24 protein-coding genes are annotated in these 26,940 nt (G+C 72.0%); 13 read left to right on the plus strand and 11 right to left on the minus strand.

Features of this window, described 5'->3' with window-relative positions:
* Positions 1–54 precede the first annotated feature (54 nt).
* On the plus strand, positions 55–1,128 hold the full coding sequence (locus ACFWGP_RS11760) for an epoxide hydrolase family protein (RefSeq protein ID WP_376930988.1): 1,074 nt from the start codon (positions 55–57) through the stop codon (positions 1,126–1,128).
* A gap of 51 nt (positions 1,129–1,179) precedes the next feature.
* Here ACFWGP_RS11760 and ACFWGP_RS11765 read toward each other — a convergent pair whose 3' ends face one another.
* Complete coding sequence (locus ACFWGP_RS11765) at positions 1,180–2,775, minus strand: PucR family transcriptional regulator (protein ID WP_376930989.1); 1,596 nt, start codon at positions 2,773–2,775, stop codon at positions 1,180–1,182.
* Positions 2,776–2,869: 94 nt separating this feature from the next.
* Between ACFWGP_RS11765 and lysA the strand changes: the two genes are divergently transcribed.
* The 4 genes from lysA to ACFWGP_RS11785 are packed head-to-tail and all read left to right on the plus strand — an operon-like array spanning position 2,870 to position 6,936.
* Complete coding sequence (lysA, locus tag ACFWGP_RS11770) at positions 2,870–4,180, plus strand: diaminopimelate decarboxylase (protein ID WP_231431965.1); 1,311 nt, start codon at positions 2,870–2,872, stop codon at positions 4,178–4,180.
* Positions 4,181–4,223: 43 nt separating this feature from the next.
* The gene (locus ACFWGP_RS11775; RefSeq protein WP_376930990.1) at positions 4,224–5,156 is read left to right on the plus strand and encodes an ABC transporter substrate-binding protein; all 933 of its coding nucleotides are present in this window, start codon (positions 4,224–4,226) and stop codon (positions 5,154–5,156) included.
* Complete coding sequence (locus ACFWGP_RS11780) at positions 5,153–6,130, plus strand: amino acid ABC transporter permease (RefSeq protein WP_231431963.1); 978 nt, start codon at positions 5,153–5,155, stop codon at positions 6,128–6,130. The genes ACFWGP_RS11775 and ACFWGP_RS11780 overlap by 4 nt, the downstream gene beginning before the upstream one ends.
* Positions 6,127–6,936, plus strand: a complete 810-nt coding sequence (locus ACFWGP_RS11785) for an amino acid ABC transporter ATP-binding protein (RefSeq protein WP_231431962.1) — start codon at positions 6,127–6,129, stop codon at positions 6,934–6,936. Before ACFWGP_RS11780 ends, ACFWGP_RS11785 begins: the two co-directional genes overlap by 4 nt.
* 272 nt (positions 6,937–7,208) lie before the next feature.
* Here the strand turns inward: ACFWGP_RS11785 and ACFWGP_RS11790 are convergent, their stop codons facing one another.
* Positions 7,209–7,676 carry a VOC family protein gene (locus ACFWGP_RS11790; RefSeq protein ID WP_231431961.1) on the minus strand — a complete coding sequence of 156 codons (468 nt, stop codon included), beginning with the start codon at positions 7,674–7,676 and terminating at the stop codon, positions 7,209–7,211.
* An 80-nt stretch (positions 7,677–7,756) separates the two neighbouring features.
* Positions 7,757–8,449 carry a TetR/AcrR family transcriptional regulator gene (locus ACFWGP_RS11795; RefSeq protein WP_231431960.1) on the minus strand — a complete coding sequence of 231 codons (693 nt, stop codon included), beginning with the start codon at positions 8,447–8,449 and terminating at the stop codon, positions 7,757–7,759.
* 101 nt (positions 8,450–8,550) lie between these two features.
* Between ACFWGP_RS11795 and ACFWGP_RS11800 the strand changes: the two genes are divergently transcribed.
* The 3 genes from ACFWGP_RS11800 to ACFWGP_RS11810 all read left to right on the plus strand — a co-directional run bounded on the left by ACFWGP_RS11800 (position 8,551) and on the right by ACFWGP_RS11810 (position 10,530).
* Entirely contained in the window at positions 8,551–9,612 is a 1,062-nt protein-coding gene (locus ACFWGP_RS11800; RefSeq protein WP_376930991.1) for an NAD(P)-dependent alcohol dehydrogenase, read from the plus strand.
* 121 nt (positions 9,613–9,733) lie between these two features.
* Entirely contained in the window at positions 9,734–10,216 is a 483-nt protein-coding gene (locus tag ACFWGP_RS11805) for an SRPBCC domain-containing protein (RefSeq protein WP_231431958.1), read from the plus strand.
* Positions 10,213–10,530, plus strand: a complete 318-nt coding sequence (locus ACFWGP_RS11810; RefSeq protein ID WP_376930992.1) for an ArsR/SmtB family transcription factor — start codon at positions 10,213–10,215, stop codon at positions 10,528–10,530. Before ACFWGP_RS11805 ends, ACFWGP_RS11810 begins: the two co-directional genes overlap by 4 nt.
* On the opposite strand, the gene ACFWGP_RS11815 is transcribed toward ACFWGP_RS11810, so the two are convergent.
* From ACFWGP_RS11815 to ACFWGP_RS11825, 3 genes are all read right to left on the minus strand, one after another.
* Positions 10,505–11,872, minus strand: coding sequence for a glycosyltransferase (locus ACFWGP_RS11815; protein WP_376930993.1), 1,368 nt, complete (start codon positions 11,870–11,872; stop codon positions 10,505–10,507). The genes ACFWGP_RS11810 and ACFWGP_RS11815 overlap by 26 nt on opposite strands.
* A gap of 70 nt (positions 11,873–11,942) precedes the next feature.
* Positions 11,943–14,027 (minus strand): discoidin domain-containing protein, encoded by a 2,085-nt coding sequence (locus tag ACFWGP_RS11820; protein WP_376930994.1) that lies wholly within the window; start codon positions 14,025–14,027, stop codon positions 11,943–11,945.
* A 90-nt stretch (positions 14,028–14,117) separates the two neighbouring features.
* Positions 14,118–14,708: a TetR/AcrR family transcriptional regulator gene (locus tag ACFWGP_RS11825; RefSeq protein ID WP_376930995.1), complete on the minus strand. Its 591-nt coding sequence runs from the start codon at positions 14,706–14,708 to the stop codon at positions 14,118–14,120.
* Positions 14,709–14,770: 62 nt separating this feature from the next.
* Between ACFWGP_RS11825 and ACFWGP_RS11830 the strand changes: the two genes are divergently transcribed.
* Entirely contained in the window at positions 14,771–15,565 is a 795-nt protein-coding gene (locus ACFWGP_RS11830) for an SDR family NAD(P)-dependent oxidoreductase (protein ID WP_376930996.1), read from the plus strand.
* An 11-nt stretch (positions 15,566–15,576) separates the two neighbouring features.
* Here the strand turns inward: ACFWGP_RS11830 and ACFWGP_RS11835 are convergent, their stop codons facing one another.
* Positions 15,577–16,062 carry a hypothetical protein gene (locus ACFWGP_RS11835; RefSeq protein ID WP_376930997.1) on the minus strand — a complete coding sequence of 162 codons (486 nt, stop codon included), beginning with the start codon at positions 16,060–16,062 and terminating at the stop codon, positions 15,577–15,579.
* Between the two features lie 101 nt (positions 16,063–16,163).
* On the opposite strand from ACFWGP_RS11835, the gene ACFWGP_RS11840 reads away from it, so the two are divergent.
* Positions 16,164–17,234, plus strand: coding sequence for a winged helix DNA-binding domain-containing protein (locus ACFWGP_RS11840; protein ID WP_376930998.1), 1,071 nt, complete (start codon positions 16,164–16,166; stop codon positions 17,232–17,234).
* 9 nt (positions 17,235–17,243) lie between these two features.
* Here ACFWGP_RS11840 and ACFWGP_RS11845 read toward each other — a convergent pair whose 3' ends face one another.
* The gene (locus ACFWGP_RS11845) at positions 17,244–17,900 is read right to left on the minus strand and encodes a CatA-like O-acetyltransferase (RefSeq protein WP_231431950.1); all 657 of its coding nucleotides are present in this window, start codon (positions 17,898–17,900) and stop codon (positions 17,244–17,246) included.
* Between the two features lie 41 nt (positions 17,901–17,941).
* Positions 17,942–19,912, minus strand: a complete 1,971-nt coding sequence (locus ACFWGP_RS11850; protein ID WP_376930999.1) for an ABC1 kinase family protein — start codon at positions 19,910–19,912, stop codon at positions 17,942–17,944.
* A gap of 298 nt (positions 19,913–20,210) precedes the next feature.
* On the opposite strand from ACFWGP_RS11850, the gene ACFWGP_RS11855 reads away from it, so the two are divergent.
* Positions 20,211–21,779, plus strand: a complete 1,569-nt coding sequence (locus ACFWGP_RS11855; protein WP_376931000.1) for an ABC-F family ATP-binding cassette domain-containing protein — start codon at positions 20,211–20,213, stop codon at positions 21,777–21,779.
* 144 nt (positions 21,780–21,923) lie between these two features.
* Here the strand turns inward: ACFWGP_RS11855 and ACFWGP_RS11860 are convergent, their stop codons facing one another.
* Both ACFWGP_RS11860 and ACFWGP_RS11865 read right to left on the minus strand, forming a co-directional pair.
* Positions 21,924–23,459: a multicopper oxidase family protein gene (locus ACFWGP_RS11860; RefSeq protein ID WP_376931001.1), complete on the minus strand. Its 1,536-nt coding sequence runs from the start codon at positions 23,457–23,459 to the stop codon at positions 21,924–21,926.
* Positions 23,443–23,943: a hypothetical protein gene (locus ACFWGP_RS11865; protein ID WP_376931002.1), complete on the minus strand. Its 501-nt coding sequence runs from the start codon at positions 23,941–23,943 to the stop codon at positions 23,443–23,445. Before ACFWGP_RS11865 ends, ACFWGP_RS11860 begins: the two co-directional genes overlap by 17 nt.
* Before the next feature lie 195 nt (positions 23,944–24,138).
* Between ACFWGP_RS11865 and ACFWGP_RS11870 the strand changes: the two genes are divergently transcribed.
* Together ACFWGP_RS11870 and ACFWGP_RS11875 are read left to right on the plus strand one after the other, a co-directional pair.
* Positions 24,139–26,229 (plus strand): ATP-binding protein, encoded by a 2,091-nt coding sequence (locus ACFWGP_RS11870; RefSeq protein WP_376931003.1) that lies wholly within the window; start codon positions 24,139–24,141, stop codon positions 26,227–26,229.
* Positions 26,222–26,929, plus strand: coding sequence for a response regulator transcription factor (locus ACFWGP_RS11875; RefSeq protein ID WP_231431944.1), 708 nt, complete (start codon positions 26,222–26,224; stop codon positions 26,927–26,929). The genes ACFWGP_RS11870 and ACFWGP_RS11875 overlap by 8 nt, the downstream gene beginning before the upstream one ends.
* The last annotated feature ends 11 nt before the right edge of the window (positions 26,930–26,940 follow it).

The following is a 26,940-nucleotide window of genomic DNA, read 5'->3' on the forward strand; positions in this document are numbered from 1 at the left end:
CGAAGCGCATGGCCGGTCCGCCGCCCGTCGGACCGACCCGATACGGTCGGGCTCATGCAACCCTTCACGATCGACGTGCCCGACGACGTGCTCGACGACCTGCGCGCACGGCTCGCCCGCACGCGCTTCACGACCCCGAGCGCGTCGGCGTGGGGCGCCGGGGTCGACCCCGCCTACCTCGCGTCGCTCGTCGCCTACTGGGCGAACGACTTCGACTGGCGCGCCGCCGAGGCGCACCTCAACCGCTCCCCGCAGTTCATCGACCGCGGGCAGCACTTCGTGCACCTCCGGCGCGACGCAACCAGGCCGCCGGTGCTCCTCGCCCACGGCTGGCCGAGCAGCTTCATCGAGATGCTGCCGCTCGCCGAGCTGCTCGACGTCGACGTCGTGATCCCGTCGCTGCCGGGATTCCTCTACTCCGAGCTCGTCGACGGCCCGCTCACGAGGGCGGCGATCGCCGAGACCTTCCACGCGCTCATGACCGAGACGCTCGGCTACGAGCGGTACTTCGCGTTCGGCGGCGACATCGGCGGCGCGGCGTCGAGCTGGCTCGCGACCATGTACCCGCACGAGGTCGCCGGCCTGCACATGATCCACGGGCCGTTCCCGGCCGCCTTCGACGCCTCGCCGATCACGCCCGCCGAGCAGGCGTTCTTCGACGCCGAGGCGGCGTACGACGAGGGCGACGAGGGCTACAGCTCGATCATGGCCACCCGCCCCGACACGATCGCCGCCGCGCTCGCCGACTCGCCGGCAGGGCTCGCCGCGTGGATCGTCGACAAGTACCGCGACTGGAGCGACTGCGGCGGCGACGTCGAGTCCCGGTTCGACCGCGACGCGCTCTGCACGATCCTCACGCTCTACTGGGCGACCGGGTCGATCGGCACCTCGTTCCGGCAGTACCTCGACTACCCGCACAACGCGACGCGCCCGAACATCACCGTGCCCGTCGCGGTCACCCTCAGCAGCGAGCCGGGCATGCGGGGTTTCCCGCGGTCGATCGCCGAACGCGCCGCGACCGACCTCCGGCAGTACTCCGCGCCGGGCCGCGGCGGGCACTTCCTCGCGTTCGAAGAGCCCGAGCTCGTCGCCGACGAGCTCGGCGCGTTCATGCGGTCGGTGGGGTAGCCGCGGTCGGATGCCTCGGCGCGCGCCGCTCGTCGTCGAGGCGTCCGCGGGTCAGCGCGCGAGCGCGCGCAGCTGCAGCCACGCGGCCAGCCGCTCGTCGGCGTTCTCGAGTCGCACGCCGTGCGTCTCGACGACCCGGCGCAGGCGATGTCGCACGGTGTTCTCGTGCACGCCCAGGCGTTCTGCCGCCTGCGCGACGTTGCCGAAGCACTCGAGCCACACGAGCAGGGTCTCGGCGACGGCCCGCGTCGACGCCGACCCGTGCAGGGCGTCGAGCCCGGGATCGCGCAGTTCGACACCGTCGGCGAGCAGCTCGGCGACGCGGTCGACGACGAGCAGCGGCCGCAGGCTCGCCGCGCTGACGATGCGGCGCCCGGATGCCGCGTCGCGCCCCGCGACGTCGAGCAGCCGGTCGGCGAGCTCGCGGACCCCCGCGACATCGCCGGATCGGTGAGCCGGCCCCGTGACCGCGATGCGAGCGCCCTCGCCGACGAGGCGGTCGACGAGCGGCAGCAGCGGTTCGGCGAGGGCCGTCGCCTCGTCGACGGTGCGCGCGGCGAACAGCGCGTAGACGCGTGAGCGATGGGCGACGGCCACGGCGTCGGGCCGGTGCAGCACGAGGTGGCGGATGACGGTCGAACGGAGCTGGGCGATCGCGGTCGGGCCCGCGCTCGGCACCTCGAAGGCGAGCAGCGCGGCGCCGCGCTCCTCGTCGATGCCGAGCTCGGCGAACTCGGTGCCGGTGAGGTCGATGCCCGTGAGCAGGGTGCGCAAGCGGTCCTCGCGCGGTCGCTGGTCGGTCGCGTGCGCGCGGAGGTCGTCGAGCAGGTGAGCGCCGGCGAGGGCGCTCGCACGCCGCATCCGCTCGTCCTGCTCGGGGCTCACCGGTCCCTCGCCCGAGGCGTCGATCGCCCAGATGCTGCCGAGGGGCAGTGCACCCGCACGAATGGCGAACGCGACCCGCGGCTCCTCGTCCCCGAGCCGCGGGTACTTGATCGGGCGATCGGAGCGCAGCACGGTGCGGTACTGGTCGTCGTTGTAGGGGGAGGCCGGCACCTGCCGGGCCAGGATGCCGTGGGTGCGGAGCGTGTCGATGAGCTGGCCGGGCACCGACGAGTAGGCGAGGATGTTCCGGCTGAGGTCCTCGATCGCGACCGAGCCGCCGAAGAACTCGGCGAGCTCGTTGGCGATCGCGAAGAGCGGTTCGGCGCCGCGCTGCGGAGCGGCGAGCGGCGTCTCGGCCTCGCCGAGCAGGCGAGTGAGCTGCGCATCGAGCAGCCGCCAGCTGATGCGGTCGGCGATGCGCACGAGGGGGAGGCCCGTCGCCTCGACGATCGCCGCGAGGGCGGGCACCCGCTCGGCGCTGCACTTGAGGGCGAGGCCGGCGGCGCCGTGCTCGGCGGCGCCGGTGGCGAGCGCGGCGATGCGCGAGGTGCTGAGCGACGCGGTCGACGGCGCGAGCAGCAGGGTCGACGAGACATCGCCGAACTCCTCGGCGGTGTCGACGAACTCGGTGCCCGTCACGGCGATGCCGGGTGCGGGCGGCCCGATGGGCGTCACGGTGCGCGGTCCGAGCTGGTCGACGAGCTCGGCGAGCGTCACCTGCGGGTGCGGTGGGCGCTCGATTGGAGAAATACCTGCATCCACACTGCAAAGCTATCCGAGATCGACAACCAATGGTGAACGAGATCTTCCTAGGCTGGCCACCGCGACGGCGACGGCGCCGCGCGAAGGAGGAACGATGACCGCGAACCGTCCAGCCCCTGCGGGCACCCGCCTCGGGGAGCTCTGGCGCATCCTGCCGGAGGAGTCGACGGCGAGCGCCGACGGCGTGCTCGAGATCGGCGGGGTCGCCGTCACCGAGCTCGCGGAACGGTTCGGCACGCCGCTGCACGTCTACGACGAGCAGGGGTTGCGCCGCCAGATCCGCCGGTTCGTCGAAGGGCTCCGAGACCGCTGGCCGAACTCCGAGGTGCTGTTCGCCTCGAAGTCGCTGCCTGCCGTCGGCATGTACCGGCTCGCGCACGAGGAGGGCCTCTCGATCGACATCGCAGGCGGCGGCGAGCTGCGGCTCGCGCTCGCCGCGGGCGTCGACCCCGAGCGCCTCTACTTCCACGGCAACGCGAAGACCGACGCCGAGCTCCGGCTCGCCCTCGACGCCGGCATCGGCGCGATCATCGTCGACAACGACGACGAGCTCGATCGGCTCGAGCGACTGCTCGACCGTCCACAGCGGCTCCTGCTCCGCGTCATCCCGGGCGTCGAGGCGAAGACGCACGCCTCGCAGGCGACGGGCGGACTGAACTCCAAGTTCGGGCTGCCCATCGACCAGGCCGCCCGGGCGATCGCGCGCATGCAGGCGCACCCGCTGATGGAGTTCGAGGGCGTGCACCTGCACATCGGCTCGCAGATCCTGGACGTCGCGCAGTTCGGCGAGGCGGTCGAGAAGATCTCGAGCGTCGGCACGTTCGGCACCTACGACGTCGGGGGCGGCCTCGGCATCGCCTACACGTACGACGAGGAGGCGCCGGAGGTCGCCGACTACCTCGACGCGATCGTCGCCGCAGCGCGGGCCCACCTGCCCGCCGACGCGAAGCTCATGATCGAGCCGGGCCGCTCGGTCGTGGCGCGCGCCGGCGTCACGCTCTACCGGGTGACGACCGTCAAGCGCACGGGCCGCACGTTCGTCGCGGTCGACGGCGGGCTCGCCGACCAGATGGACATCGCGCTCACCCAGCAGCGCTACGAGGCCGTCGTCGCCGACCGGCTGCTCGAGCCCTGGACGGAGTCCGCGCAGCTGGTCGGACGCCAGTGCGAATCGGGCGACCTCCTCGTCGACGGCGCCGCCCTGCCGGCCGCGCAGGTGGGCGACCTCGTCGTCATGGCGGCGACCGGCGCCTACGCCTACACGATGTCGAACAACTACAACGGCGCCCTCAAGCCCGCGATCGTGTTCGCGAGCGCGGGCGACGCCCGCCTCGTCACCCGCCGCGAGACCTACGACGACCTGCTCGCCACGCACGCGCCGGCCATGGCCGACGCATTCGTCTGAGGCATCCCCGACCGATCACCCCACCACGACAAGGAAGTCACCGATGATCGCACGCACCACCCTCCTGCTCGGCGCGACGGCCGTCGCCGTCGCCCTCGCCCTCACCGGCTGCTCGGGAGCCTCCGGCTCCGGGGCTGAGGCCGCAGCCGGCCCCGACCTGCCGGCCGGCGACGAGGTCTCGACGACCGTCGACGAGTCGCTGACCGATCTATTGCCCGACGACATCGTCGAGAAGGGCCGCATCGACGTCGCCGTCGACATTCCCTACCCGCCGATGGCGATGTACGGCGACGACAACCGCGAGATCGGCTTCGACCCCGAACTGGCGCGCCTCCTCGGCCAGAAGCTCGGCATCGACGTGTCGCTCAACAAGCAGGCCTTCGACTCGGTCATCCCGTCGCTGCAGGCCGACAAGAACGACCTCATCATGAGCGGCATGAACGACACCCCCGAGCGCGAGGAGACGCTGAGCTTCGTCGACTACACGTACGGCGGCTTCGCGATCGTCGTGCCCGAGGGCAACCCGAAGGGCATCGGCACCCAGCAGGACCTGTGCGGCATGACGGTGTCGATCCAGAAGGCGACGGCGCAGGGCGAGATCCTGCGGTCGATGGACTGCGACGGCGACCCGGTCAACGTCACCGAGCTGCCGAGCGACCTCGACGCCCAGACGGCATTGCGCGCGGGAAAGAGCGACGCATACGTCGCCGACGCCCTCGTCGCCGGCTACGTCGCCGACACCGTCGAGGGCGGTGACGCCTTCGACATCGTGCAGGACCCCGAGAACCCCGCCGGCTTCAGCCCGGTGTACAGCGGCATCGGCATCCTGAAGGACGAGGCCGAGCTCGTCGAGGCCGTGCGCCAGGCGCTGCAGGCGCTCATCGACGAGGGCACCTACCAGCAGGTGCTCGAGCGCAACAGCCTCGCCGACTACGGCGTGGAGGCCGCCGAGGTGAACCAGGGCGGCGAGGGATGACGGCCGTGGAGGCGCGGGGCGTCGCGCTCGCACCAGAGGCCACCGACGACGACGTCCGGGCCATCCCGCTCCGTCGTCCGTGGCGATGGATCAGCGCCGCCGTCGTGCTGCTGCTCGCCGCCGGGTTCGCGTACTCGGTGCTCACGAACCCGAACATCGACTTCGCGGCCATCGGCCAGTTCCTCGTCGACCCCCGCATCATCGACGGCGTCTGGCTGACGCTCCTCATCACGCTCGTCGCGATGGTCGTCTCGACGGTGCTCGCCGTCGTCATCGCGGCGATGCGGCTCTCGTCGAACCCCGTGCTGTCGAGCGTCGCGTGGTTCTACGTGTGGGCGTTCCGCGGCACCCCGCTGCTCGTGCAGATCGTGCTGTGGGGCTACCTCGGCCTCCTCTACGAGAAGCTCTCGATCGGCATCCCGTTCACCGACATCGTGTTCTGGCAGGCCGACACCAACCTGCTGATCACCGCGATGGTCGCCGGCATCCTCGCACTCACGCTCAACCAGGCGGCCTACTCGTCGGAGATCGTGCGAGCCGGCATGATCTCGGTCGACGAGGGGCAGCGCGAGGCGGCGTACTCGCTCGGCATGTCGCCGCTCTACACGTTCCGCCGGGTGCTGCTGCCGCAGGCGATGCGCGTGATCATCCCGCCCATGGGCAACGAGACGATCTCGATGCTCAAGAACACCTCGCTGCTCTCGGTCATCGCCGTGCTCGAGATCTACACGCAGGCGACGGTGATCTCGTCGCAGAACCTCAAGCAGGTGGAGCTGCTCATCGTCGCGAGCATCTGGTACCTGCTCATGACGAGCATCCTCTCGGTTCCGCAGTACTACCTCGAGCGGCGGTTCGGACGCGGCTCGAGCCGCAACCTGCCGCCGACGCCGTTCCAGCGCCTGCGCCAGGCGTTCGCATCGCGCCGGCCCGGCCCCGCGCCCGCGCCGGAGACGAAGGCGGTCAGCGCCGTATGAGCACCATCACCACCACCCGGACCGCGCAGGACGCCGCAGTGGACGCCCGCCCCCTCGTCGAGATCCGCCGCGTGCGCAAGAGCTTCGGCGCCCACCAAGTGCTGCGCGACGTCTCGCTCGCCGTGCCCGAGGGCACCGTGACCGTGCTGCTCGGCCCGTCGGGCTCGGGCAAGTCGACGCTGCTGCGCTGCATCAACCACCTCGAGTCGATCGACGGCGGCCGCATCATCGTCGACGGCGAGCTCATCGGCTACCGCCAGGCCGGGCACGACATCCACGAGATGACGCCGAAGCAGATCGCCCGCCAGCGGCGCGAGATCGGCATGGTGTTCCAGCGGTTCAACCTCTTCCCGCACATGACGGCGCTCGAGAACATCGTCGAGGCACCGGTCGGCATCGCCGGCATGCCTCGGGCGAAGGCCCGCGCGAAGGCGACCGAGCTGCTCGACCGGGTCGGCCTCGCCGACTTCGCGGGTCACTACCCGGCGCAGTTGTCGGGCGGGCAGCAGCAGCGGGTCGCGATCGCCCGGGCGCTCGCGATGGGGCCGAAGCTCATGCTGTTCGACGAGCCGACCTCGGCGCTCGACCCCGAGCTCGTCGGCGACGTGCTCGACGTCATGCGCGAGCTCGCGAACGACGGCATGACGATGATCGTCGTCACGCACGAGATCGGGTTCGCGCGGGGCGTCGCCGACCAGGTCGTGTTCATGGACGGCGGCGTCGTGGTCGAGGCGGGCCGCCCCGAGGACGTGATCGACCGGCCGCAGCGGCAGCGCACGCGCGACTTCCTGGAGAGCGTGCGCTAGGGAGCGCCGCCAGGAGGGCTCGGGCGACCGGCCGCGAGGGGGAACGCGGCCGGTCGCCCATGATCGCGTGCGGGCTCGTCGCGCGACCCTGGCCGGATGCCTCGGCGGGCGCATCCGGCCGGCCGGTCACCGATCGGGGGAGTCGGCTCAGCCGCGTCCGACGATCAGGCCCAGCAGCGAGCACGGCGATGAGCGCGGACGATCTCGGCGACGGGCATGGCGCTGAGCCGAGCGACCGCCGAGGCATCCGGCCGCCGCCTGCTCAGTGCGCGCTACGCGTTCTCGAGCTCGGCGATCACGACCTTCTTCTGCCGCATCATCACCTGGATCTGCTCGGGGCGCTTCGTCAGCTCGCCCATGTTCGCCGGGATGATCTGCCAGCTCACGCCGAACCGGTCCTTGCACCAGCCGCACTGCTCCGACTCGGGCACGTGCGAGAGCGCCGCCCAGTAGCGGTCGATCTCGGCCTGGTCGGCGCACGAGACGACGAACGAGATCGACTCGTTGAACGTGAACAGCGGTCCGCCGTCGAGGCAGACGAAGTCGACCCCGTTCAGAGTGAACTGCCCGTTCAGCACCTTGCCGCTCATGCCTGCGAAGTGCTCGTCGAGCGACTCGTCGGGATACTCGTCGATGCGCGTGATGCGCGAGTTCGGGAAGACGCCGACGTAGTACTCCATCGCCTCGCGTGCCTGGTCGTCGAACCACAGGCACGGCTGGATGGGTGCGAGCTCGGCCATGTCGGAACCCCCTTGTTCGGCCCTTGCTTCCGGCGGCCACGATACGCCGGTCGGGTCGGTCGCGATACCGGGGGTGGCGGCTAGGCCGTGGACGCCTCGGCCGCCCGACGGCGTTCGAGGCCCTCGAGCAGCAGGTCGAGCCCGAACTCGAACTCGGTCTGGTCGTCGCACCAGCCGAGGGTCGAGTCGGGGTCGTCGTGCACGACGTCGGCGAGCATCGCGGCGAGGTGCGGGGCCAGTGCGGCGAATTCGGCGGGGTCGCCGGGCGGGTCGGCCGAGTTGTCGTCGTTGAGCTCCTGCACGTAGCCGTACATGCGGCTGCCGATCGCATGCAGTCCGTGGTGGATGAGGTCGTGCGAGAGCCCGCCGGCCCGCATGATGCCGACGACGCCGTCGGCGTACCGCACGGCGAGCACGCCCGGCGCACCGCGCGTGTTCATGAGGTTCGGCGCCCAGGGATGCCGCAGCAGCACCCGCCTCGCACCGAGGATCCGCGAGCGGAGCGCGGTCGGCCAGTCCGCGGCGTCCAGCTCGGTCGGCGGTGCGAAGCCGCCGATCTCGACCTCGACCTCGGCGAACACCTGCTCGACGAGTCCGTCGAGGATCGCGTGCTTGTTGGGCAGGTGGTAGTAGATCGACATCGCCTCGACGTCGAGCTCGTCGGCGAGGGCCCGCATCGTGAGGGCGTCGAGGCCGTCGCGGTCGGCGAGGCGCAGCGCGGTCTGCAGCACGCGCTCACGGCTGAGCGGGCTGCGCGTCGCGGTTCTGGCCATAGTTCACCGTACAACGTCAGGTAATCGGCTGGAGGGTCTGGACGTAGGCTCCGCGGCGGCGTATCTTACGACGTAAGACTTACGACGTAAGGGAGTGCATCATGTCCACCGCATCACGCCAGGGATCGACGTCCGACGCACCCGCCGCCACTCGCGGCGCCATGCGGGTCGCCCGTATCGACCGCTTCGGCGCGCCCGAGGTCGCGCGCGTCGTCGACGTGCCCCGCCCCGAGCCGGGGCCGGGGGAGCTGCTCGTGCGCGTACGGGCGTCGACCGTGAGCATCGCCGACCACCGCCTGCGCACCCGCCGGGTGCCGCGCGGGCTCGCGCTCGTCGTGGCGCCGACGATCGGGCTCTTCCGACCACGGCTGCGCGTGCTCGGCATGGATGCCGCCGGCGTCGTCGAGGCGGTCGGCGCGGGGGTCGTGCGATTCGCCGTCGGCGACGAGGTCGTCGTCATGCGCGGCTCGCGCATGGGGTGCCACGCCGAGTACGTCACGATCGCGGCCGACGGCGAGGTCGCCCGCAAGCCCGCGAACCTCTCGTTCGAAGAGGCCGTCGCCATCGTGTTCGGCGGACACACGGCGCTCCGCTACCTCGACCGCGTCGCGATCGGGCCGGGCAGCGAGGTGCTCGTGAACGGCGCCTCCGGTGCGGTCGGCTCGGCGGTCGTGCAGCTCGCGACGGCGCGCGGGGCCCGGGTCACGGCGGTCACGAGCGGACGCAACGCCGAGCTCGTGCGTTCGCTCGGGGCGTCTCGCGTCGTCGACCACACCCGCGAGGACTTCGCGGCGGGCGACGTCGACTCGGGGGCCGCGTCGGGCGGGCCGGCACGCCACGACGTGATCGTCGAATGCGTCGGCAACGCGCCGTTCGGCCGCGTCGCGCACCTGCTGCGTCCCGGCGGCGCGCTGCTGCTCGTGATCACCGACCTGGCCGGCATGCTGAGGGCGGGTCGGCAGGCGCGCCGGAGCGGGCTCGTCGTCGACCATCGCGGCGGCGAGCTGGGCGCCGACGGCATGGAGCGGCTCGTCGCCCTCGCCGAGACGGGCGCGCTGCGCCCCGTCATCGATCGCACGTACGCGCTCGACGAGATCGTCGAGGCCCACCGCTACGTCGACGGCGGGCACAAGCGTGGGAGCGTCGTGCTGCGCATGGGCTGAACCGCCGGCGACATGCAATCGTGGGGTTGCGCTCCGATCCACCTTGTGCAACTATGAAGTTGCAGGTGATCGATCGATCGCCGAGACATCCACTGCAGCATCCGCTGGAAGGAGCGCGACCATGGTGAGTCAGACCCGCAACGAGGCATCCGTCGTCGACGAGGGCGCATTCACGGTGCGACGCACGATCCGCATCGCCGCACCGATCGAGAAGGTGTGGCGCGCGGTCACCGAGCCCGAGCACATCTCGCGGTGGTTCGGGCAGACGGTGCTCGACGGCGCCGGTACCGGCGCGACCGGAACGATGACGTTCGAGGGGTACGGCGTGATTCCGATCCGCGTCGAGGCGATCGACGCCCCGCGCAGCGTGGCGTACCGCTGGGGCAACGACGACGCGGTGCGCCGTGCGGGCGGCGCGATCGACGAGACGACCACGACCGTCTTCACGTTCACCCTCGACGAGGTCGACGACGGCACCGAGCTCACGGTCGTCGAGACCGGGTTCGACCGCACGAGCGACCCGGCGGCGAACATGGCCGACCACGCCGAGGGCTGGGTCTCCGAACTCGACAAGCTCGTCGCCCTGCTCGAGGGCGACGCATGAGCACTGCGACGCTGGTTCCCGTGTTCGCGGCGCTCGGCGACGAGACGCGCTGGAGCATCCTCGCGGCACTCGGCGAGGGGGATGCCTCGGCGTCGGCCCTCGCCGCGCGCCTGCCGGTGTCGCGGCAGGCGATCGCGAAGCACCTCGCCGTGCTGCAGGAGGTCGGGGTGGTCGAGCCCGTGCGCGTCGGGCGCGAGGTGCGCTACCGCGTGCTCGGAGCGTCGCTCAGCGCCACGGCGGCACGCCTCGACGCGGTGGGGCGCGAGTGGGAGCGCCGCCTGGCCGCGATCAAGGAGATCGCGGAGGGGCTGTGACGGCTCTCCGGCTTCTCGCAGATGCCCCCGGGTATTCCCGGGTCGGCGAACCGTCGGGCGTGGTCGAGACCGTGCCCGCGCCCGCCGAGTCGACTCGCTCGAGTTCGTCGAGCAGCGCGCCGCTCGAGGCATCCCGCCGGATCGAGGCGCCCAGCCGCTCGGCCGCGAGTCGGACGCGCCCGTCGCCCAGCACCTCGGCGACCGCCCTCGCGATGCGCGGCGACGCGGCGCGACGCGGCACGGCGAGGCCGGCGCCCCGCTCCGTGACCCGTACGGCGTTGTCGACCTGATCTCGTCCGTGGTGCAGGATCACGAGCGGGCGGCCCGCCGCGAGCGCCTTCATGACGGTGCCGTGCCCGCCGTGCGTCACGACGACGCTCGCGGCGTGCATCGCCGCGGCGTGCGGGGCGGATGCCTCGACGACGACGTTCTCGGGAGCCCGGAGCTCACCGGGCTCGATCGAGGGCCCCGTCGTCACGAGCCCCCGCACGGGCAGCGCGCCGAGCGCGTCGACGATGCGCTGCAGGCAGTCGGCCTGGTTCTGGAAGGTCGACGACATCGCGACGAGCACGAGCGGCGCGTCACCGGGCGGCGGCGTCCACTCGGGGTCCGCCGCCCAGGCGGGATCATCGAGCACGGGGCCGACGAACCGCACGTTCGGGCCGAACGCACCGGCGAAGTCGAACTCGGCCGTGGTCAGCACGAGCTCGCGTCGCGCGCGGTGCAGCTGGTCCCACGTGGTGCCGATCGGGGCGAGGCCGTGGACCGCACGCACGTCGTTGAGCGCCGCGAGCGTGTAGCGGTCGAGGAGCCGCGTCGTGCCGCTCGACGCCACCCGGTCGCGCAGGCCGCCGAGCGGGCCGGCCATCGGCTTCAGGCCGGCACCGCCCGGCGGGCGCCCCGGAGCGGGCGCGATGTAGATGTTCGGCATGAGCACGTCGAACGGGATGCCTCGAGCCTCGGCGCCGATCATCGCGCCGACCGTGAAGAACGTGGTGACGACGAGGTCGGGGCGCGCCGCGTCGATGGCCGCGACGATGTCGTCGGCCTGGCCGGCCGCCGGGCCGGCGAGGTAGTGCTCGGCCATGCCGCGCGCCATCTCGAATGGATTGCGGATCGCCCAGTCGCGGTACAGGCCGGCGGGCGCGGCGCTCCAGGTGCGGACGTCGGCGCCGGTGCCGCGGGCCGCCTCGAGCATGCTCGCGTCGACGATCGCGGTGACGCGGTGCCCGCGCTCGACGAGTCGGCGCACGACCCCGAGCTCGACCGGAACGGTGCCGCCGCCGTCGGCGAGCGCGACGAGGTACGCGTGCGAGGCGGTGGCCGGCGCCCGGGCGTTCATGGGCGCGAGCCTACGGGGGTGGCCGTGCCGAGGCATCCGGGCTGACGCTGAGCCGCGGCACGGCCCCGCATCACCCGCCGAACACGCCGAGTTCCCAGATCGAGTAGCCGTAGTCGGTCGTACGCTCGGTGCACAGCACGCGCACGTACCTGGCGCTCGTCGGTGCGAAGGCGGCCGTGTCGAGTCCGCCGTCGCCCGACGTCGTCGACCACGCCGTGCGCCAGTTCTGGCCGTCGTCGGAGAGCTGCACGTCGTACTTCTTCGCGGCCGAACGCTCCCAGTTCACCGTGACCCGGCTGATCGGCAGCGACTCGCCGAGGTCGACGCGCAACCACTGCGGGTTCACGCCCCAGTTGCCGCTCGCCCAGCGGGTGCTGCCCTTGCCGTCGACTGCGCGCCCGGGGGCGTAGCTCGTGAACGGGTTCCACTCGCTCGAGCTCGCCGTCGCCGGCTTGCCGGTGGCGAGATTCTGCGTGCTCTCGTGGTCGAGCGTCGCCTGCCAGGTCTGCAGGTACGACTCGGCGCCCGACATGAGGTCGTCGACGAGGGCCTGCCCGCCGCCGGCGAGCCGCAGCTGCTCGATGTAGTCGGGGGTGAGGCCCGAGTGCGCGAACCCGTCGGTGTTGATGTCGAACGTGCGCTCGCCGCTCACCTGCCGGTCGACCGTGGTGCGGCCGTCGGCCGCGGTGAACGGGTACGAGACCGGCACGGGCGCGGTTCCTCCCGCCGGGTGGCTGCCGACGCCGTTGAAGTCGAGGCCGAAACCGTAGCCCTTGCCGTACTGCTCGCGCAGCGCGGCGCTCGCGCGCCATTCGCCGAGGAAGCCCTCGGCCGCATGCGGGTAGCCCGTCTTGAAGCCGCCGAGCCGGTAGAGGCGCTCGGTCCAGGTGTCGTCCATCCAGCTGTGGCTCGAGAGCACGCCCGGGTAATCCTCGGCCTCGAGGATGTCGAGGGCACGGCCCGCGGCCTTCACGCTCATGTGATCGAGCTCGATCATCATGCTGCGCGACATCGCCGCGCGCAGGGCGTACTCGCCGAGCGAGGTGAGGCCGCGGGTGTTGCACTGCGCCCCCGACGGGTAGGTGGGCGGGTCGGCGCCGGGCAGCTCCTCGGGCACCTCGGCGTTGCCGATCGGGTTGTCGTGCGCGGGCCCGGTGCAGGCTTCGGTCTGCCAGTACGTGCCGGTCGAGTAGAACTGTCCGACGTTGATGATCGTGCCCTGCGTGCCGGTGTCGAAGCGCACGCCGCAGAGCGCGTTGTCGAACTTGTGGCAGAGGAACATGCTCGACACGCCCATCGCCTTGAACTCGTCGAGGCCGCGATCGATGTCGGCCTTCGAGCACTGCGCGACGTCGAGGATCATCTTGCAGCCGAACGGCTCACTCATCTCGACGCCGATGACGACGGCGAGCCGGCCGCTCTCGATGACCTCCCGCGCCTCGTCGGGGGTCGTCACGATGCGGAAGAAGCCCTTGCCGGGGCCGCCGTAGATGCCGTCGATGTACGACTCCATCTCGCGCACCTTCTGCGCTTCGAGGCGGATCGCGCCCATCTCGTCGCACGAGCGGTCCTTCGGCATGATCGGCAGCGAGCAGATCACGCCGTTCGTGACGAGGTCGTTGACGAGCACGCGCTGGCCTGCTCGCCACGAGCGCTCGATCCAGGCGTAGTACGAGGCCTGGTGGCTCATCGAGGTGGTCTTCGGCCAGTCCTCGAACGTCGGCCAGCCGACCGGGTCGTGGTGGCCGTCGGGGTCGCTCGTGAGGTTCTCGAAGAGGGCGCCGCTGCCGTCGGGGTAGTGCTCGGGGCAGTCCTTCAGGGCGTCGGCGACGCCGTTCGGCGAGAACGGGGCGCCGCAGATCATGCGGCCGCCGAAGCCCTCGTTGGAGTTGAGGTGGGTGTGCGAGTCGATGAAGCCGCGCACTTCGCCGCCGGGTGCGCCGGTGATCGGGGCCCCGGTGACGTTGAGCTCGACGTCGACGGCCGGGCGGGCGGGGGCATCCCACCAGTTCTCGGCGGCTTCCGCCGGAGCGACGGGGATGGTGATGAGCAGTGCGCCGATCGCGGCGATGCCGAGGATGGAGAGGATGGAGCGTCGTCGCCGACGGTCGGCGAGCGGTGTTGCGGCGGATCTCGAGTGAACGTGGTGCGCCATGTGAGCCTCCTTGCTCGATGGCACGCAGCGTATTGTGGGTCGATCGTCCCAGTCAAGCGTCCCAGAGTATTCGCGTGGGGCTCGGTCGGCTCATGCAGCGGTGAATGCCCCGAGCACGACCGCGATCGTCGCGTCGGCTGCGTCCTGCCAGGCGACGCCGTCGAGCAGGTCGTCGGTCGCGAGCGCGGCGACGCCGTGCACAGCGGCGAAGACGACCAGCGCCTGGCGCTCCACGTCGCCCTCGCGGATCTCGCCCTTCGCCTGTGCCTCGGTGATGAGCGCCACGACCGCGGCCATGCTCGCGCGGCTGACCTCGAGCAGTCGGGGGGAGGCGTCGGCGTGGTGCTTCGCCTTGTACATGAGGTCGAGGATCGCCGGGTGCTCGACCGCGAAGCCGATGTAGGCGAGGCCGGCTGCGCGCAGCCGCCCGTCGAAGCCAGGCTCGGTCGCGACGGCGGCCTCGAGCGCCGCGTTCATGCGCTCGAAGCCGGTGACGGCGATCGCGTCGAGCAGGGCGGTGCGGTCGGCGAAATGGCGGGCGGATGCCCCGTGGCTGACGCCGACGTCGCGCGCGAGCTGCCGGAGCGAGAGGGCGTCGAGGCCGTCGGCGTCGATCGTCTCCCAAGCGCGGGTGAGGAGCTCCTGGCGCAGGTTGCCGTGGTGGTACGCGCGTTCGGTCACCCCTGCACCCTATCCGAAAGTAGGCATTGACAACAATGCTGGCACTGTCTACATTTGCGGTTATGACCACCGACTTCACCGGAACCACCGCTCTCATCACCGGCGCGAGCTCGGGCCTCGGCTCCGAGTTCGCGACGCAACTCGCCCGCCGCGGCGCCGACGTCGTACTGGTCGCCCGCCGCGACGACCGGCTGCGCGACCTCGCCCGGCGCATCGAGCACGAGCACGGCGTGACGGCGACGCCGATCGCGCTCGACCTCGCGCGACCCGACGCCGCGTCGACGCTGCGGGCCGAACTCGAGGGGCGGGGCATCCGCGTCCAGACGCTCGTCAACAACGCCGGCTTCGGCATGAAGGGCGCCTTCGCCGAGGCGGATGCCTCGCGCATCGCCGAACTCGTCCAGGTGAACGTCGCCACGCTCGTGTCGATCACCCGCGAGTTCCTGCCCGACATGGTGCGCGACGGACGCGGTGCGCTCGTGAACATCGCGAGCACCGCGGCGTACCAGCCGTGCCCGAACATGGCGGTCTACGGAGCGTCGAAGGCCTTCGTGCTGAGCTTCACCGAGGCGCTCGCGTACGAGACGAGGAGCTCCGGCCTGCGCGTGCTCGCGCTGAGCCCCGGAGCCACGCGGACCGAGTTCTTCGACGTCGTGGGCACCGAGAACGCGGCGGTCGGCCGCTTCCGCACGACCGAGCAGGTCGTCTCGCTCGCCCTGCGTCGCCTCGACCGGCGCCGCACTCCCGCGAGCGTCGTCTCGGGCCGGGCCAACGCGCTGACCAGCAGGCTCGTCGGGTTCATGCCCCGACGGCTCGCGCTGGGCGCCAGCGGGCGCGTCCTGTCGTCGTCGCGGTGACGAGCGGCGCGTCAGCCCGTCGTGGTGAAGTCGCTCGTCACCGCACCGAACGGGAAGGGGAACCAGAGGCTGCCGCCCTGGTCGAGCACCTGCTGCACCGGCAGCATCCAGAACCACACCAGGCTGATGACGATCGAGCCGAGCGCGATCGAGATGATGACCACCCGGGTGCGGTCGAGCGAGCGCAGCGCGGCGAGCGGATCGGGACGCCGCGCGGCGGCCCCGAGCCCGACGAAGAAGGCGACGGCCATCGCGGCGACCACGATCCAGCTCGGACCGAGCGTGTACGTCTGGCACTGCGCGGCGGAGACGTCGCCGGTCTGCGTCGGGCAGGCGCTGCGGCTCGCGTGCGTGAGCGCGCCGTAGACGATCGCGGCGAACGCGCCGCTCAGCAGCAGCCCGCGAACCCGGAGCAGCAGCATCGCCCACCTCGGCGGCTCGGACTGCCGGGCGGGCGGCGACGTCGGTGCGTTCGCGGGCGCGGCTGCGTCGGTCATCGGACTCCGTTCTGCGGTCAGCCCATGTTGGCAGCGCACCGGTTGCGGTCGCAACGGTTTCCGCCTGCCGGGATGACGGCGGCTCGGCCTACGCTCGAGAGATGACGACCGATCGCGACATCGCCCGCTGGAGGCTGCGATCGCAGTCGCTCGCCACGCCCCGCGACGACGCCGAGCAGGTCGTCCGATCGCTGCTCGCCCTGCAGGCCGAGAACGCCTCGCAGTCGGCGTGGGCGGTCGCGACGCGCACCTCGGCGCCCGAGGCCGCCGACCTCGCCGATGCGCTCGCGTCGGGGCGCGTCATCCGCACCCATGTGCTGCGGCCGACCTGGCACTACGTGCACGCCGACGACGTGCGCTGGCTCCTCGAGCTGACGGCGCCGCGGGTGCTGCCGGTGTTCGACCAGCAGCTGACGCAGGTGGCCGATCGCATGACGGCGATCGCCGACACGATCGAGCGGGTGCTCGGCGAGGCATCCGATCGCACCAGGGCCGACCTCGGCGCCGCGCTCGCCGAACGCGGAACCGAGCTCACGGGGCAGCAGCTCATGCTCGTCGTCGGCAAGCTCGAGATGCTCGGGCTCGTCTGCAGCGGTGCGCCGCGCGACGGCGAGCACACGTACGCGCTCATGAGCGAGCGGGTGCCGCCCGCGCGTCCGTTCGATCGCGACGAGGCGCTCGCCGAACTCGCGCTGCGCTACTGCACGTCCCACGGCCCGGCGACCGAGCGCGATCTCGCGTACTGGGCGACGCTCACCGTCACCGACGCGCGCCGCGGCATCGCCGCTGCCGCCGACCGGCTCGAGTCGTTCGAGCACGACGGGCGCACCTTCTGGCACGCACCCGGCGGTCCGGCCGCGGCGGCGCTCGAACCGGCCGGCCACCTGCTGCAGGTGCTCGACGAGATGTACCGCGGCTACCAGGACTCGCGTTGGGTCATCGACTCCGAGGGGGTGGTGCCGCGCGAGCGCGAGACGGCGATCGGCATGGCCCTCGTCGACGCCCAGCTCGTCGCGGCGATGAAGCGCACGGTCACGGCGAAGGCGGTCACCTTCGCGCTGCGGCCGCATCGGGCGCTCGACGCGCGCGAGCGGCAGGCGATCGACGACGCTGCCGCGCGCTACGCCGCCTTCCTCGGGCTCGAACCCCGCGTGACGTTCGACGCCGCCTGAGCGACGTGCTCAGGCGGTGACCCACGACGGGTCGGCGAACAGCTGCTCGAGTTCGCCGACGAGGCGCGCGGTGTGGAATCCGTCGGCCGACGCGTGGTGGATCTGCACCGCCAGCGGCAGCAGCGTGCGCCCGTCGCGCTCGACGTACCGGCCGAGCGTGAAGATCGGCGCGAAGTGGTTCGAGCCGCCGTCGAGCTGGAGCGTGAACCCGGTGAAGCTCGCCCACGGGATGCTCGAGACGTCGAAGCCGTTCGCGGGCAGGCCGCCCTGCGGGAACATCTCGGTCGCCGACGACGCACTCGCGAGCACCTCGGCCGCCGCGTCGTGGAACCGCGCGAAGTCGGCGTCGTACGGCACCGACACCGCGGCGAAGGTCTCGCGCTCGGGGTTGAACACCGTGAACGCGGGCTGCACGACCGGCCACGTCGCGGGTGCCCCGTCGTCGGTGAGCGTCATGCGGAACTCGGGATGCCGGTTGACGACGTTCGCGATCGCCCAGATCTGCGCCGGATAGGTCTTGCGGGTCGAGGCGCGCAGTGCGGCGACGAACGCGGTCGCGTCGATCTCGACCGTCATCGCGTAGGTGCAGGGCACGCGGTGCCGGTAGTGCTCGAAGGCCTCGCGGCGGGGCCAGCTGTCGAGGTCGATCGGGGTGGGCGTCGGCATGCGTTCGATCCTTCCACGCCGACCCCGCCGATCGACGTCGCTCAGGGCGTGCGCCGCCGGAAGACGTCGAACAGCACCTTGAGCGTCAGCAGCCCCGAGACGATCACGAGGAGGTAGCCGAAGAGCTGGTAGAGCGTGAAGTCGGGCGCGACCTCCGGCCCGCCCTCGCTGACGAGCAGCATCGCCGCCATGATGCCGAACACCCCCGCGAGGAACGCGACGGCGACGAGGTTCACGAGATCGCGCACGAGCGAGCGGTCGCGACGGTCGGCGAACAGGCGCACGTTGAACGAGAGGCGTCCGTCGGCGAGCGCCGCGCTGATGCGGTCGGCGCGCCGGGGCATGCGGCGCAGCATCGGCAGCAGGCCGCCGATCTCGTCGACGGCGGTCGAGAAGAGCGCCGACGGGCGCGTCGCCTCGGCGACCCGGGTCTTGGCGAAGCCCTCCGCCTCGGTGAGCAGGTCGAACCCGGGCTTCACGAGGCGGAGCGTCCCCTCGAGCGTGCCGATGGCGCGGAACGCTGCGGCGAGATCGCCGGGCACCGCGATGCGGTTCTCGGCGAGAAGTCGCACCATCTCGGTCACGACGGTGGCATCGACCGTGCCGCCCGGGCCGAGCCGGCGCGACATGAACGCCCCGATCCGCCGGCGCAGGGCGACCTCGTCGAGGTCGTCGGGGAGCTCGACCAGCCCGATCAGTGCGTCGCCGAAGCTGCGGGCGTCGCCGCGGTAGAACGCGAGCAGCACCTCCCCGATCTGGCGCCGGAGTTCGGAGTCGAGCCGCCCGATCGATCCGAAGTCGAGCAGCACGATCTCGCCCGAGTCGACGATCACGATGTTGCCGGGGTGCAGGTCGGCGTGGAAGACGCCGTCGTCGATGATCTGCGTCATGGCCGAGGAGAAGAGACGGTCGGCCAGTTCGGCGCGTTCGTCGCCGGAGCGTCCCTGCAGGGCAGCCGGATCGCTGAGCGTGCGGCCTTCGACGAGTTCCATCACGAGCACGCGCTCGCCGCTGAGCTCGGCGTGGTGGCGGGGCACGCTGACGCGCTCCCGCGCCAGATGCGTCGCGAGCGTCGCGCGCATCGCCGCCATGTTCGCCGCCTCGATGCGGTAGTCGAGCTCCTCGCGGAGGTTCGCGGCGAAGGCCTCGGCGAGCCCGCGTACGCCGAGCGACCGGCCCCACTCCGTCGACCGGTCGAGCTGGTCGGCGAGGCGCAGCACGATGTCGAGGTCGCGGTCGACGAGCGGCACGATGCCAGGACGCTGCACCTTCACGGCGACGGGCTCGCCCGACGCGAGCGTCGCCCGGTGCACCTGCCCGATGGATGCCGCGGCGAGCGGGGTCTCGTCGAAGGCACCGAACACGTCGCCCATCGGCCGCGGCAGTTCGGCCTCGAGCAGGGCGCGCACCTCGGCCCATTCGGCCGGGGGCACCCGCTGCTGCAGCCGGCTGAGCTCGGCGACGAACTCGGGCGGCAGTACGTCGCTGCGCGTCGAGAGCACCTGGCCGAGCTTCACGAACGCGCCACCGGCGTCCTCGAGCGCGGCCCGAAGGGCGATGGCCTGCCGGGTGCGCTCGGCGTGGCCGGCGGCCGTCGGCTCGGCGTTGGGCCGGAAGGGCACGAGTCCATGTCGAACGGCGATGCGCGAGATCTCGGTGTAGCGGCGGGTGCGCGCGGCGCTGCGCCGCAACGACGGCAGCCACTGGTCAGGCCGCTGGATGGATCCGGGCGGCACGATGATCTCGGCGATCACCAGGAACGCGACCGCCGCGAACATGACGATGCCGAGCTGCACCGGCAGGAGCGCGGCACTGTAGTCCTGCTTGCCCCAGACGACCTGCGACTCGAACCCGACCTCGGCGGCGAGGCCGACGAACCCCGCGATCACGATGCGCACGAGGCCGACCCGCACGCCGAGCACGCGCCGGACGAACGCGGTCAGCACGGCCAGGAACAGCAGCGTGAGCGCGACCATGAGCGCCACGTTGAGCAGTACGTCGCCGATGTTCATCTCCGACTCCCGCCTGCGGCCGGGCGGCCGCCACCGCTCACGCTAGCCAACGCGGCGCGAAGCCGGCGCTGCACACGGCGTGGGACTCAGTCGACCATCGAAAGTTGGACCCGCAACGCCGCGTTCGCACGTTGACGAACGGTCGACGCGAGTCGTCGGAACATCCGGGGCGCGCAGGCACCGTCGGTAGACTCGACGCCGGCTCGAGGCATCCGTCTCGCCATTCGGCCGCAGCGCGCCGAACGCACCCCGACCCCCGAAACCGAGGACCCTCGTGAGCCTGATCCGCCTGAATGACGTGAGCATCGAGTTCGACGGGCGGCCCGTGCTGAAAGAGGCGTTCCTGAAGCTCAAGAAGGGCGACCGCGTCGGGCTCATCGGCAAGAACGGCACCGGCAAGTCGAGCCTGCTCGAGGTCGTGCTCGGCCGCCGCGAGCCGTCGGGCGGCACGCGCGACGTCACGCTCGGCACGACGATCGGGTACTTCTCGCAGTTCTCCGAGCTCGACGGCGAGCAGAGCATCCAGCAGACCCTGAGCGCCCACTTCGCCGACGTGCACGAGACGCAGGCCCGTCTCGACGAGATCGGGCTCGCGCTCGCCGAGCCCATGGGCGACGACGAGATGACGCGCCTCCTCACCGAGCAGGGCGAGCTGTTCGAGCGCATGGACCACATCGGCGGCTGGACCTACGAGACCACGATCGACACGGTGCTCACCCGGCTCGGCTTCGACGACGAGCGGCGCGCCCTGTCGGTCGATCGGCTCTCGGGCGGATGGCGAAACCGGGCGGCGCTCGCGCTCATCCTCGTGCAGGCGCCCGACGTGCTGCTGCTCGACGAGCCGACGAACTTCCTCGACCTCGACGGTGTCAAGTGGGTCGAGAACTGGCTGCAGACGTTCGCGGGCGCCGTGCTCGTCGTGTCGCACGACCGGCAGTTCCTCGACGGCGTCGTCGACCGAATCATCGAGATCGAGAACTATCGACTGCAGGAGTACGAGGGCGACTACTCGGCCTACGTGCACGCCAAGCAGTCGCGGCTCAAGATGCTCGAGAAGCAGTTCGCGCACGAAGAGGAGCTGCTCGCGTACGAGCAGGCCGCCGCGTCCGCCCGTCGCGAGGCGGCGCGCAACCCGTCGAACGCCGTCGCGCGCCGGCTCGCCGACATCAAGAAGCGGCAGGCGCCCCGCCCCATCGACCAGATCATCACCTCGATCTACGACGGGCTCAAGGTCTCGAACGACCTGCTCACCGTGACCGGGCTGACGAAGGGCTTCGGCGGCGACCCGCTCTTCGAGGGCGTGTCGTTCGACCTGCAACGCGGCGACCGGGTCGCGATCATCGGTTCGAACGGCTCGGGCAAGTCGACCCTGCTCGACGTGCTCACCGAGGATGCCGCGGCCGACGCGGGCTCGGTGCGCTGGGCGAAGGGCGCGCGGTTCGTGTCGTACAACCGGGTCTACGCCGAGCTCGACCTGACCGACACCGTGGGCCACGCCGTGAACGCCTACCCCGACTCGCTCGCGTTCACGGCGACGAAGAAGAGCGTCGCCCGGTTCCTCGCGATGCTGCAGTTCTCCGACGCCGACCTGCAGCAGAAGATCGGCAACCTCTCGGGCGGCCAGCGGGCGCGCGTGGCGATCGCCCAGTGCCTGCTCTCGGGCGCGGCCGTGATCGTGCTCGACGAGCCGACGAACCACCTCGACATCACCTCGACGCAGGTGATGGAGCGCGCGCTCACGCACTTCCCGGGCGCCGTGGTCGTGGTGTCGCACGACCGGTTCTTCGTCGACAAGCTCGCCGACCGCCTGCTCGTGTTCGAGGGCGGCGGGCGCGTCGTCGAGAAGCCCGCGACCGGAGCGCTGTAGGGCCGGCAACCCACGGCGCCCGCGGCCGTCGACCGGGGCACCGCCCGCGATGTCGGCCGCGACACGCAACGGATTCACCGCCAGCCGCCAGGCGCCGCCCGCCGCCGCCCGGCACCCCGGGGCACGCGAGAAGCGCGCCCGCGGTCACTCGGGCCGGTTGCCCGCCTCGCCGTTGATCGTGAACGGCGTCGTGACGCCCTCGTACATGACATGCGCGACGAGCCCGTCGACCGCGTGGGGGAGCGTGTGGCAGTGGTCGCTCCAGATGCCGGGGTTGTCGGCGACGAAGGCGAGGTCGTACGTCTCGCCGGGGTGCACGTCGAGGGTGTCGACGACCCACGGGCTGCCCGAGGCGGCGACCCCGTCGCGCGCGAGCACGACGACGTGGTGGCCGTGCAGGTGCATGGGGTGCACGTCGCCCGAGTCGTTGCGGACGTGCATCGCGACGACGTCGCCCTCGGCGACCTCGAACATGGGCACGTCGGGGAACATGCGGCCGTTGATCGTCCAGAAGATGCCCGGGCGGCCGTCGATGATGCCGAAGCGGCGTGAGATCACGTAGTCGAAGCTGCGGTCGGGCGAGGCCGCGTCGAAGGTGAGCGGCTCCGGCGTTCCGTAGGCGAGCAGGTCGAGGCTCGTCGACGGCTGGCGAACCGGCGGGGCGGATGCCTCGGCGGACGCGTCGCCGATGACGATGCTGCGGGCGCCGCCCACGTGCAGCCGCACAGCGCCGCGGTCGGGCGCCCGCACCGCGACATCCACCCTGCCGCCCGCCGGTACGAGCACGCGCTGCCCCTCGATCTCGCCGGGCTCGTGCACGTCGTGGCCGTCGACGGCGACGACGCGGAACCGTGCTCCCGCCCACACGGCGGCGGTGCCCTGGTCGGTGTTCACGACGCGCACCCGCACCGTCGAACCGGGCGGCGCCGAGACGCGCTCGTCGGCGACGCGGCCGTTCAGGGTGTGCTGGCCGCCGTAGATGTGCAGTAGCGCGGTGACGTCGAGCGGCGAGCCGTCGGTCGGCGCGGCGATCCGCCCGTCCGGCTCGGCCGGTTCGATCACGATCGCGCCGAGCAGTCCCCGCTCGACCTGCACGTGCGACACCTGGTGCGAGTGGTACCAATAGGTGCCGGCGTCGGCCGCGACGAACCGGTAGACGTGGCGGCCACCGACGGGCACGGCGTCCTGCGTGATGCCCGCGACGCCGTCGGCGGCGTTCGGCACGTCGATGCCGTGCCAGTGCAGCGTCGCGCCGTCGGCCACCGACTCGTTCACGAGCACGACCTCGACGAGGTCGCCCTGCCTGGCGCGGATCTCGGGCCCCGGTGACGTGCCGTTCACCGTGTAGCCCTCGATCGACCGGCCGCCGGGCACGTCGACGGTGCCCTGCCGGGCGACGAGTTCGACGCGCACGTCGGCCGGGCGGTCGGGGTCGGCGGCGAGGTCGGTCACGCTCACGGTGTCGAGCAGGCCGGATGCCTCGGCGGCGCCGCCCGCCGCGGCGCCCTGCCCGCCGTGGCCCGCGTGCCCGGCTCCGCCGGTCGTACCTCCCGAGCCCATGCCCATGACGGAATACTCGCCCAGCAGCGTGGAGCTCCACGCGAGCGCACCGGCGCCGAGCGCGGTCGCGACCGCGACGCCGACGACGGCGCACCGCAGGAGGTCACGCCGCGACGGCATCGGTGCTCGCCCCCTCGGAGCGAGACCCCGACGCGGCGTCGGCACTCGCCCGATCGGCCAGTCGCGCCCGGCGCACGCGCAGCGCGGCGACGGAGGCCGCCACCACGATCGCGAGCGCGTTCGCCCCGTGGATGAGTCCGAGGTAGGGCGAGCCGACGATCGCGAAGCCGAGCGTCACCTGCAGCGCCACGAGCCCGAGCGTGAGCGCCGCCCACAGCTTCGCCCCGCGCACGCGCACGAAGAACGACAGGATCACGAGGGCGAGCGCCACGAGCGGGATCAGCAGGCCCCCGACGAGCCCGTGGATCATGAAGCCGAGTTCGCCGACGCCGCCGGCCTGGAAGCTCTCGAGCAGCGCCTTGTCGACGACGCCGCCCTCGGCGATGAGATTGAGCATGCCGCCGAACGCGAACGCGATCGCCGCGGCCTGCACGACGACGGCGCCCGCGACGGTCCAGGCGAGGCCCGAGTACAGCTTGCGCATGATGCCTTCTCCTTCGTGCGGCGCCGGTCCGCGGCATCCGCTCGCCTTCGACGGTCGCGGAGTGCGGGCGGCGCCGGAACACGGCGGGCCGGATGCCTCGTGGCGGTGCACCGCACGCCGGATGGAGGCTGGCCCCCAAGGGCGGGTACGGACCGCCCCCTCCCGCGCGATGCCCGACAGGAGGACGATGGAACCGTGAACCGCAGGTGGGTCTGTCTCGCGACGCTCGGCCCGATCGGGGTCGCCGCGCTCGTCTACATCGTCGTGCAGCGCGGCTTCGTCGAGGCCGACGCCGACCACGGGCTCGCATGGCCCATCCTCGGAGCCGTGCCGCTCTTCGTGCTGGGCCTGTGGCTGCTCACCGTCTCGAGGTCGCGCACGGCGGTGCTCATCGCGCTCGCGGCGACGGCCATCCTCGTCGGTTCGGCCTACGAGACGTTCGTGCAGCGCAACATCGAGCTCATCGTGGAGCCGTGGTTCCCGCTCTTCAACATGATCGGCCTGACGGCCGACGCGGCCGCCACGTCGGCGTTCCTCATCGTCTTCGCGACGTTCCCCGACGGCGTGCCCGAGCGGCGCTGGCAGCGCGTCGTCGTCGCCTTCCTCTGGATGCCGATGCTCGTGGGGCCGCTGACGCTGCTCACCTCGCCGCACCTCGTGATGTCGCCCTACATCGGCATCTCGGGCGACGGCATCCCGAACCAGTACGCCGTGCCGTGGCTCGAGTGGGCGGCGCCGTTCGTGTACGCGGTCTTCGTCCAGTCGTGGCCCGCGGTTCTCCTCGCTCTCGCGGTGCTCGGCTCGCGTGCGCTGTTCGGCGCGCCCGAGGTGCGTGCCCGCACTCGATCGATGGCGATCACCGTCGTGGCCTCGGCTGCGGCGTTCCTCCTGTGGCCGGTGCTGCCGTGGCCCGGAGTCGGCGAGGTGATCGTCTACGCGACCCTCATCGCCATCCCGATCGTCGCCGTGCACGGCATCTTCCGCTACGGCGCCTTCGACGTCGCCCCCGACGACCGCGGGCGAGCCGTCTCGCGTTCGTCGAACCTGCTCATCACGGTCTTCTACGGCATCGCGGTCGCGACGCCGGCGATCCTGCTGTCGGGTCGGCTGCGCGTCGTGCCCGCGGTGCTCATCACCGCGCTCGTCGCGATCGCGCTGCTGCCGGTGCGCACGTGGATGCAGCGCTGGATCCACCGCCGGCTCTTCGGCGACCGCGAGCGGCAGTTCGAACTGCTCAGCGAACTGGGTGCGCGCCTCGAGGAGGCGGGCGAGCCCCGCGACCTCCTGAACCGGCTCGCCGAGGCGGTGCGCGACGGCCTCGATGCCTCGTGGGTGCGCATCCGGCTCGCGTCGGGCGACGGCGGGCTCGACGCGGAACCGCTCGGCGTCGCCGGCGAGGACGGGGGAGCCGCCTCGCCGGCGCTCGCCGCCGAGCTCGTCCGCGGCGACGAGACCCTCGGCAGCATCGAGGTCGGGCCGCGACACCACGGCGACTACAACGACGCCGAGCGCGCACTGCTGCGCACGGTCGCCGGCCAGGCCGCGGCATCCGTGGCGAACGTGCGCCTCACGGCGCAGCTCGCGGCGCAGCTCGAAGAGCTGACCGCCTCGAGGGAGCGGCTCGTGGCTGCGCAAGACGACGAGCGCCGGCGTCTCGAACGCGACCTGCACGACGGCATCCAGCAGAACGTGGTGGCGCAGATCGCGGGGCTGCGCCTCGCCCGCAACCGGTTGGAGCGCGGTCAACTCACCCCGGCCGAGCTCACCGAACTGCAGGACCAGGCCCGCGAGACGCTCACCGACCTGCGGGAGCTCGCGCAAGGGATCCACCCGCCCGTGCTGAGCGACAACGGGCTCGTCGCCGCCGTCGAGTCGGGTGTCGCGCGGTACCCGATCGCGCTCTCGGTCGACGCCGACGCCGCGGTGCGCGCCGAGCGGTACCCCGAGGATGTCGAGACGACCGCCTACTACGTCGTGCGCGAGGCGCTCGCGAACACGGCGAAGCACGCCGACGCGATGCACGCGACGGTGGTGCTCGCACGGTCGAACGGGCATCTGCGCATCTCGATCAGCGACGACGGTCGCGGCATCGGGGCGCCGGCGGGCGGCGCCGAGCCGGTGTCGCACGGCGGGCTCGCGAACATCCGGGACCGGGTCGCCGCACTCCGGGGGACGGTGCGCGTGTCGGCACGCGAACCCTCCGGCACGACCGTGCTCGTGGAGCTGCCGGTCGACGGGGTGGCCGGCGAGGAGCCGCCCGCGGCGCAGGGAGGCGTGCATGGATGACCCGGGCGTGCTGCGCGTCGTGATCGCCGAGGACAACTACCTCGTGCGGGAGGGACTGCGGCGCCTGCTCGAGGACTCGGGCGAGGTCGACGTGGTCGCCGCGGTCGGCAACGCCACCGAGCTGCTCGATGCGGTGCGCCGCCTCGCGCCGCATGCGGTGCTCACCGACATCCGGATGCCGCCGAGCCACCACATGGAGGGCATCGAGGCCGCGCACGCCATCCGTGCGTCGTCGCCCTCGACCGGGGTGGTCGTGCTCTCGCAGCACGCCGACGAGAGCTACGCGCTCGCCCTGTTCGCCGACGGCTCGGCCGGCCTCGGCTACCTGCTGAAGGATCGCATCGGCGACCTCGAGGACCTCGTGCACGCGCTCCGAGAGGTGTGCACCGGCGGTTCGGTGATCGACCCGCAGATCGTCGACACCCTCGTGCGCCGCCGCACGGCGTCAGGGGCATCGAGCCCGCTGGCGCGGCTCTCGGCCCGTGAGCTCGAGGTGCTCCGCGAGATGGCCGCGGGAAAGACGAACGCCGGCATCGAGCAGTCGCTGTTCCTCTCGACCTCGACCGTCGAGAAGCACGTGAACGCGATCTTCACGAAGCTGCGGTTGCCCGAGTCCGGCGTGCATCGGCGGGTGGCGGCGGTGCTCGCCTTCCTGAAGAACGACGGCGCCGGGGGCGCCGACGAGGGCCGGGATCGGTGAGTCCGGGCTCA

This window comes from Agromyces sp. NPDC127015 (assembly GCF_042725165.1).
In the GTDB taxonomy this organism is placed as follows: Bacteria; Actinomycetota; Actinomycetes; order Actinomycetales; family Microbacteriaceae; genus Agromyces; species Agromyces chromiiresistens.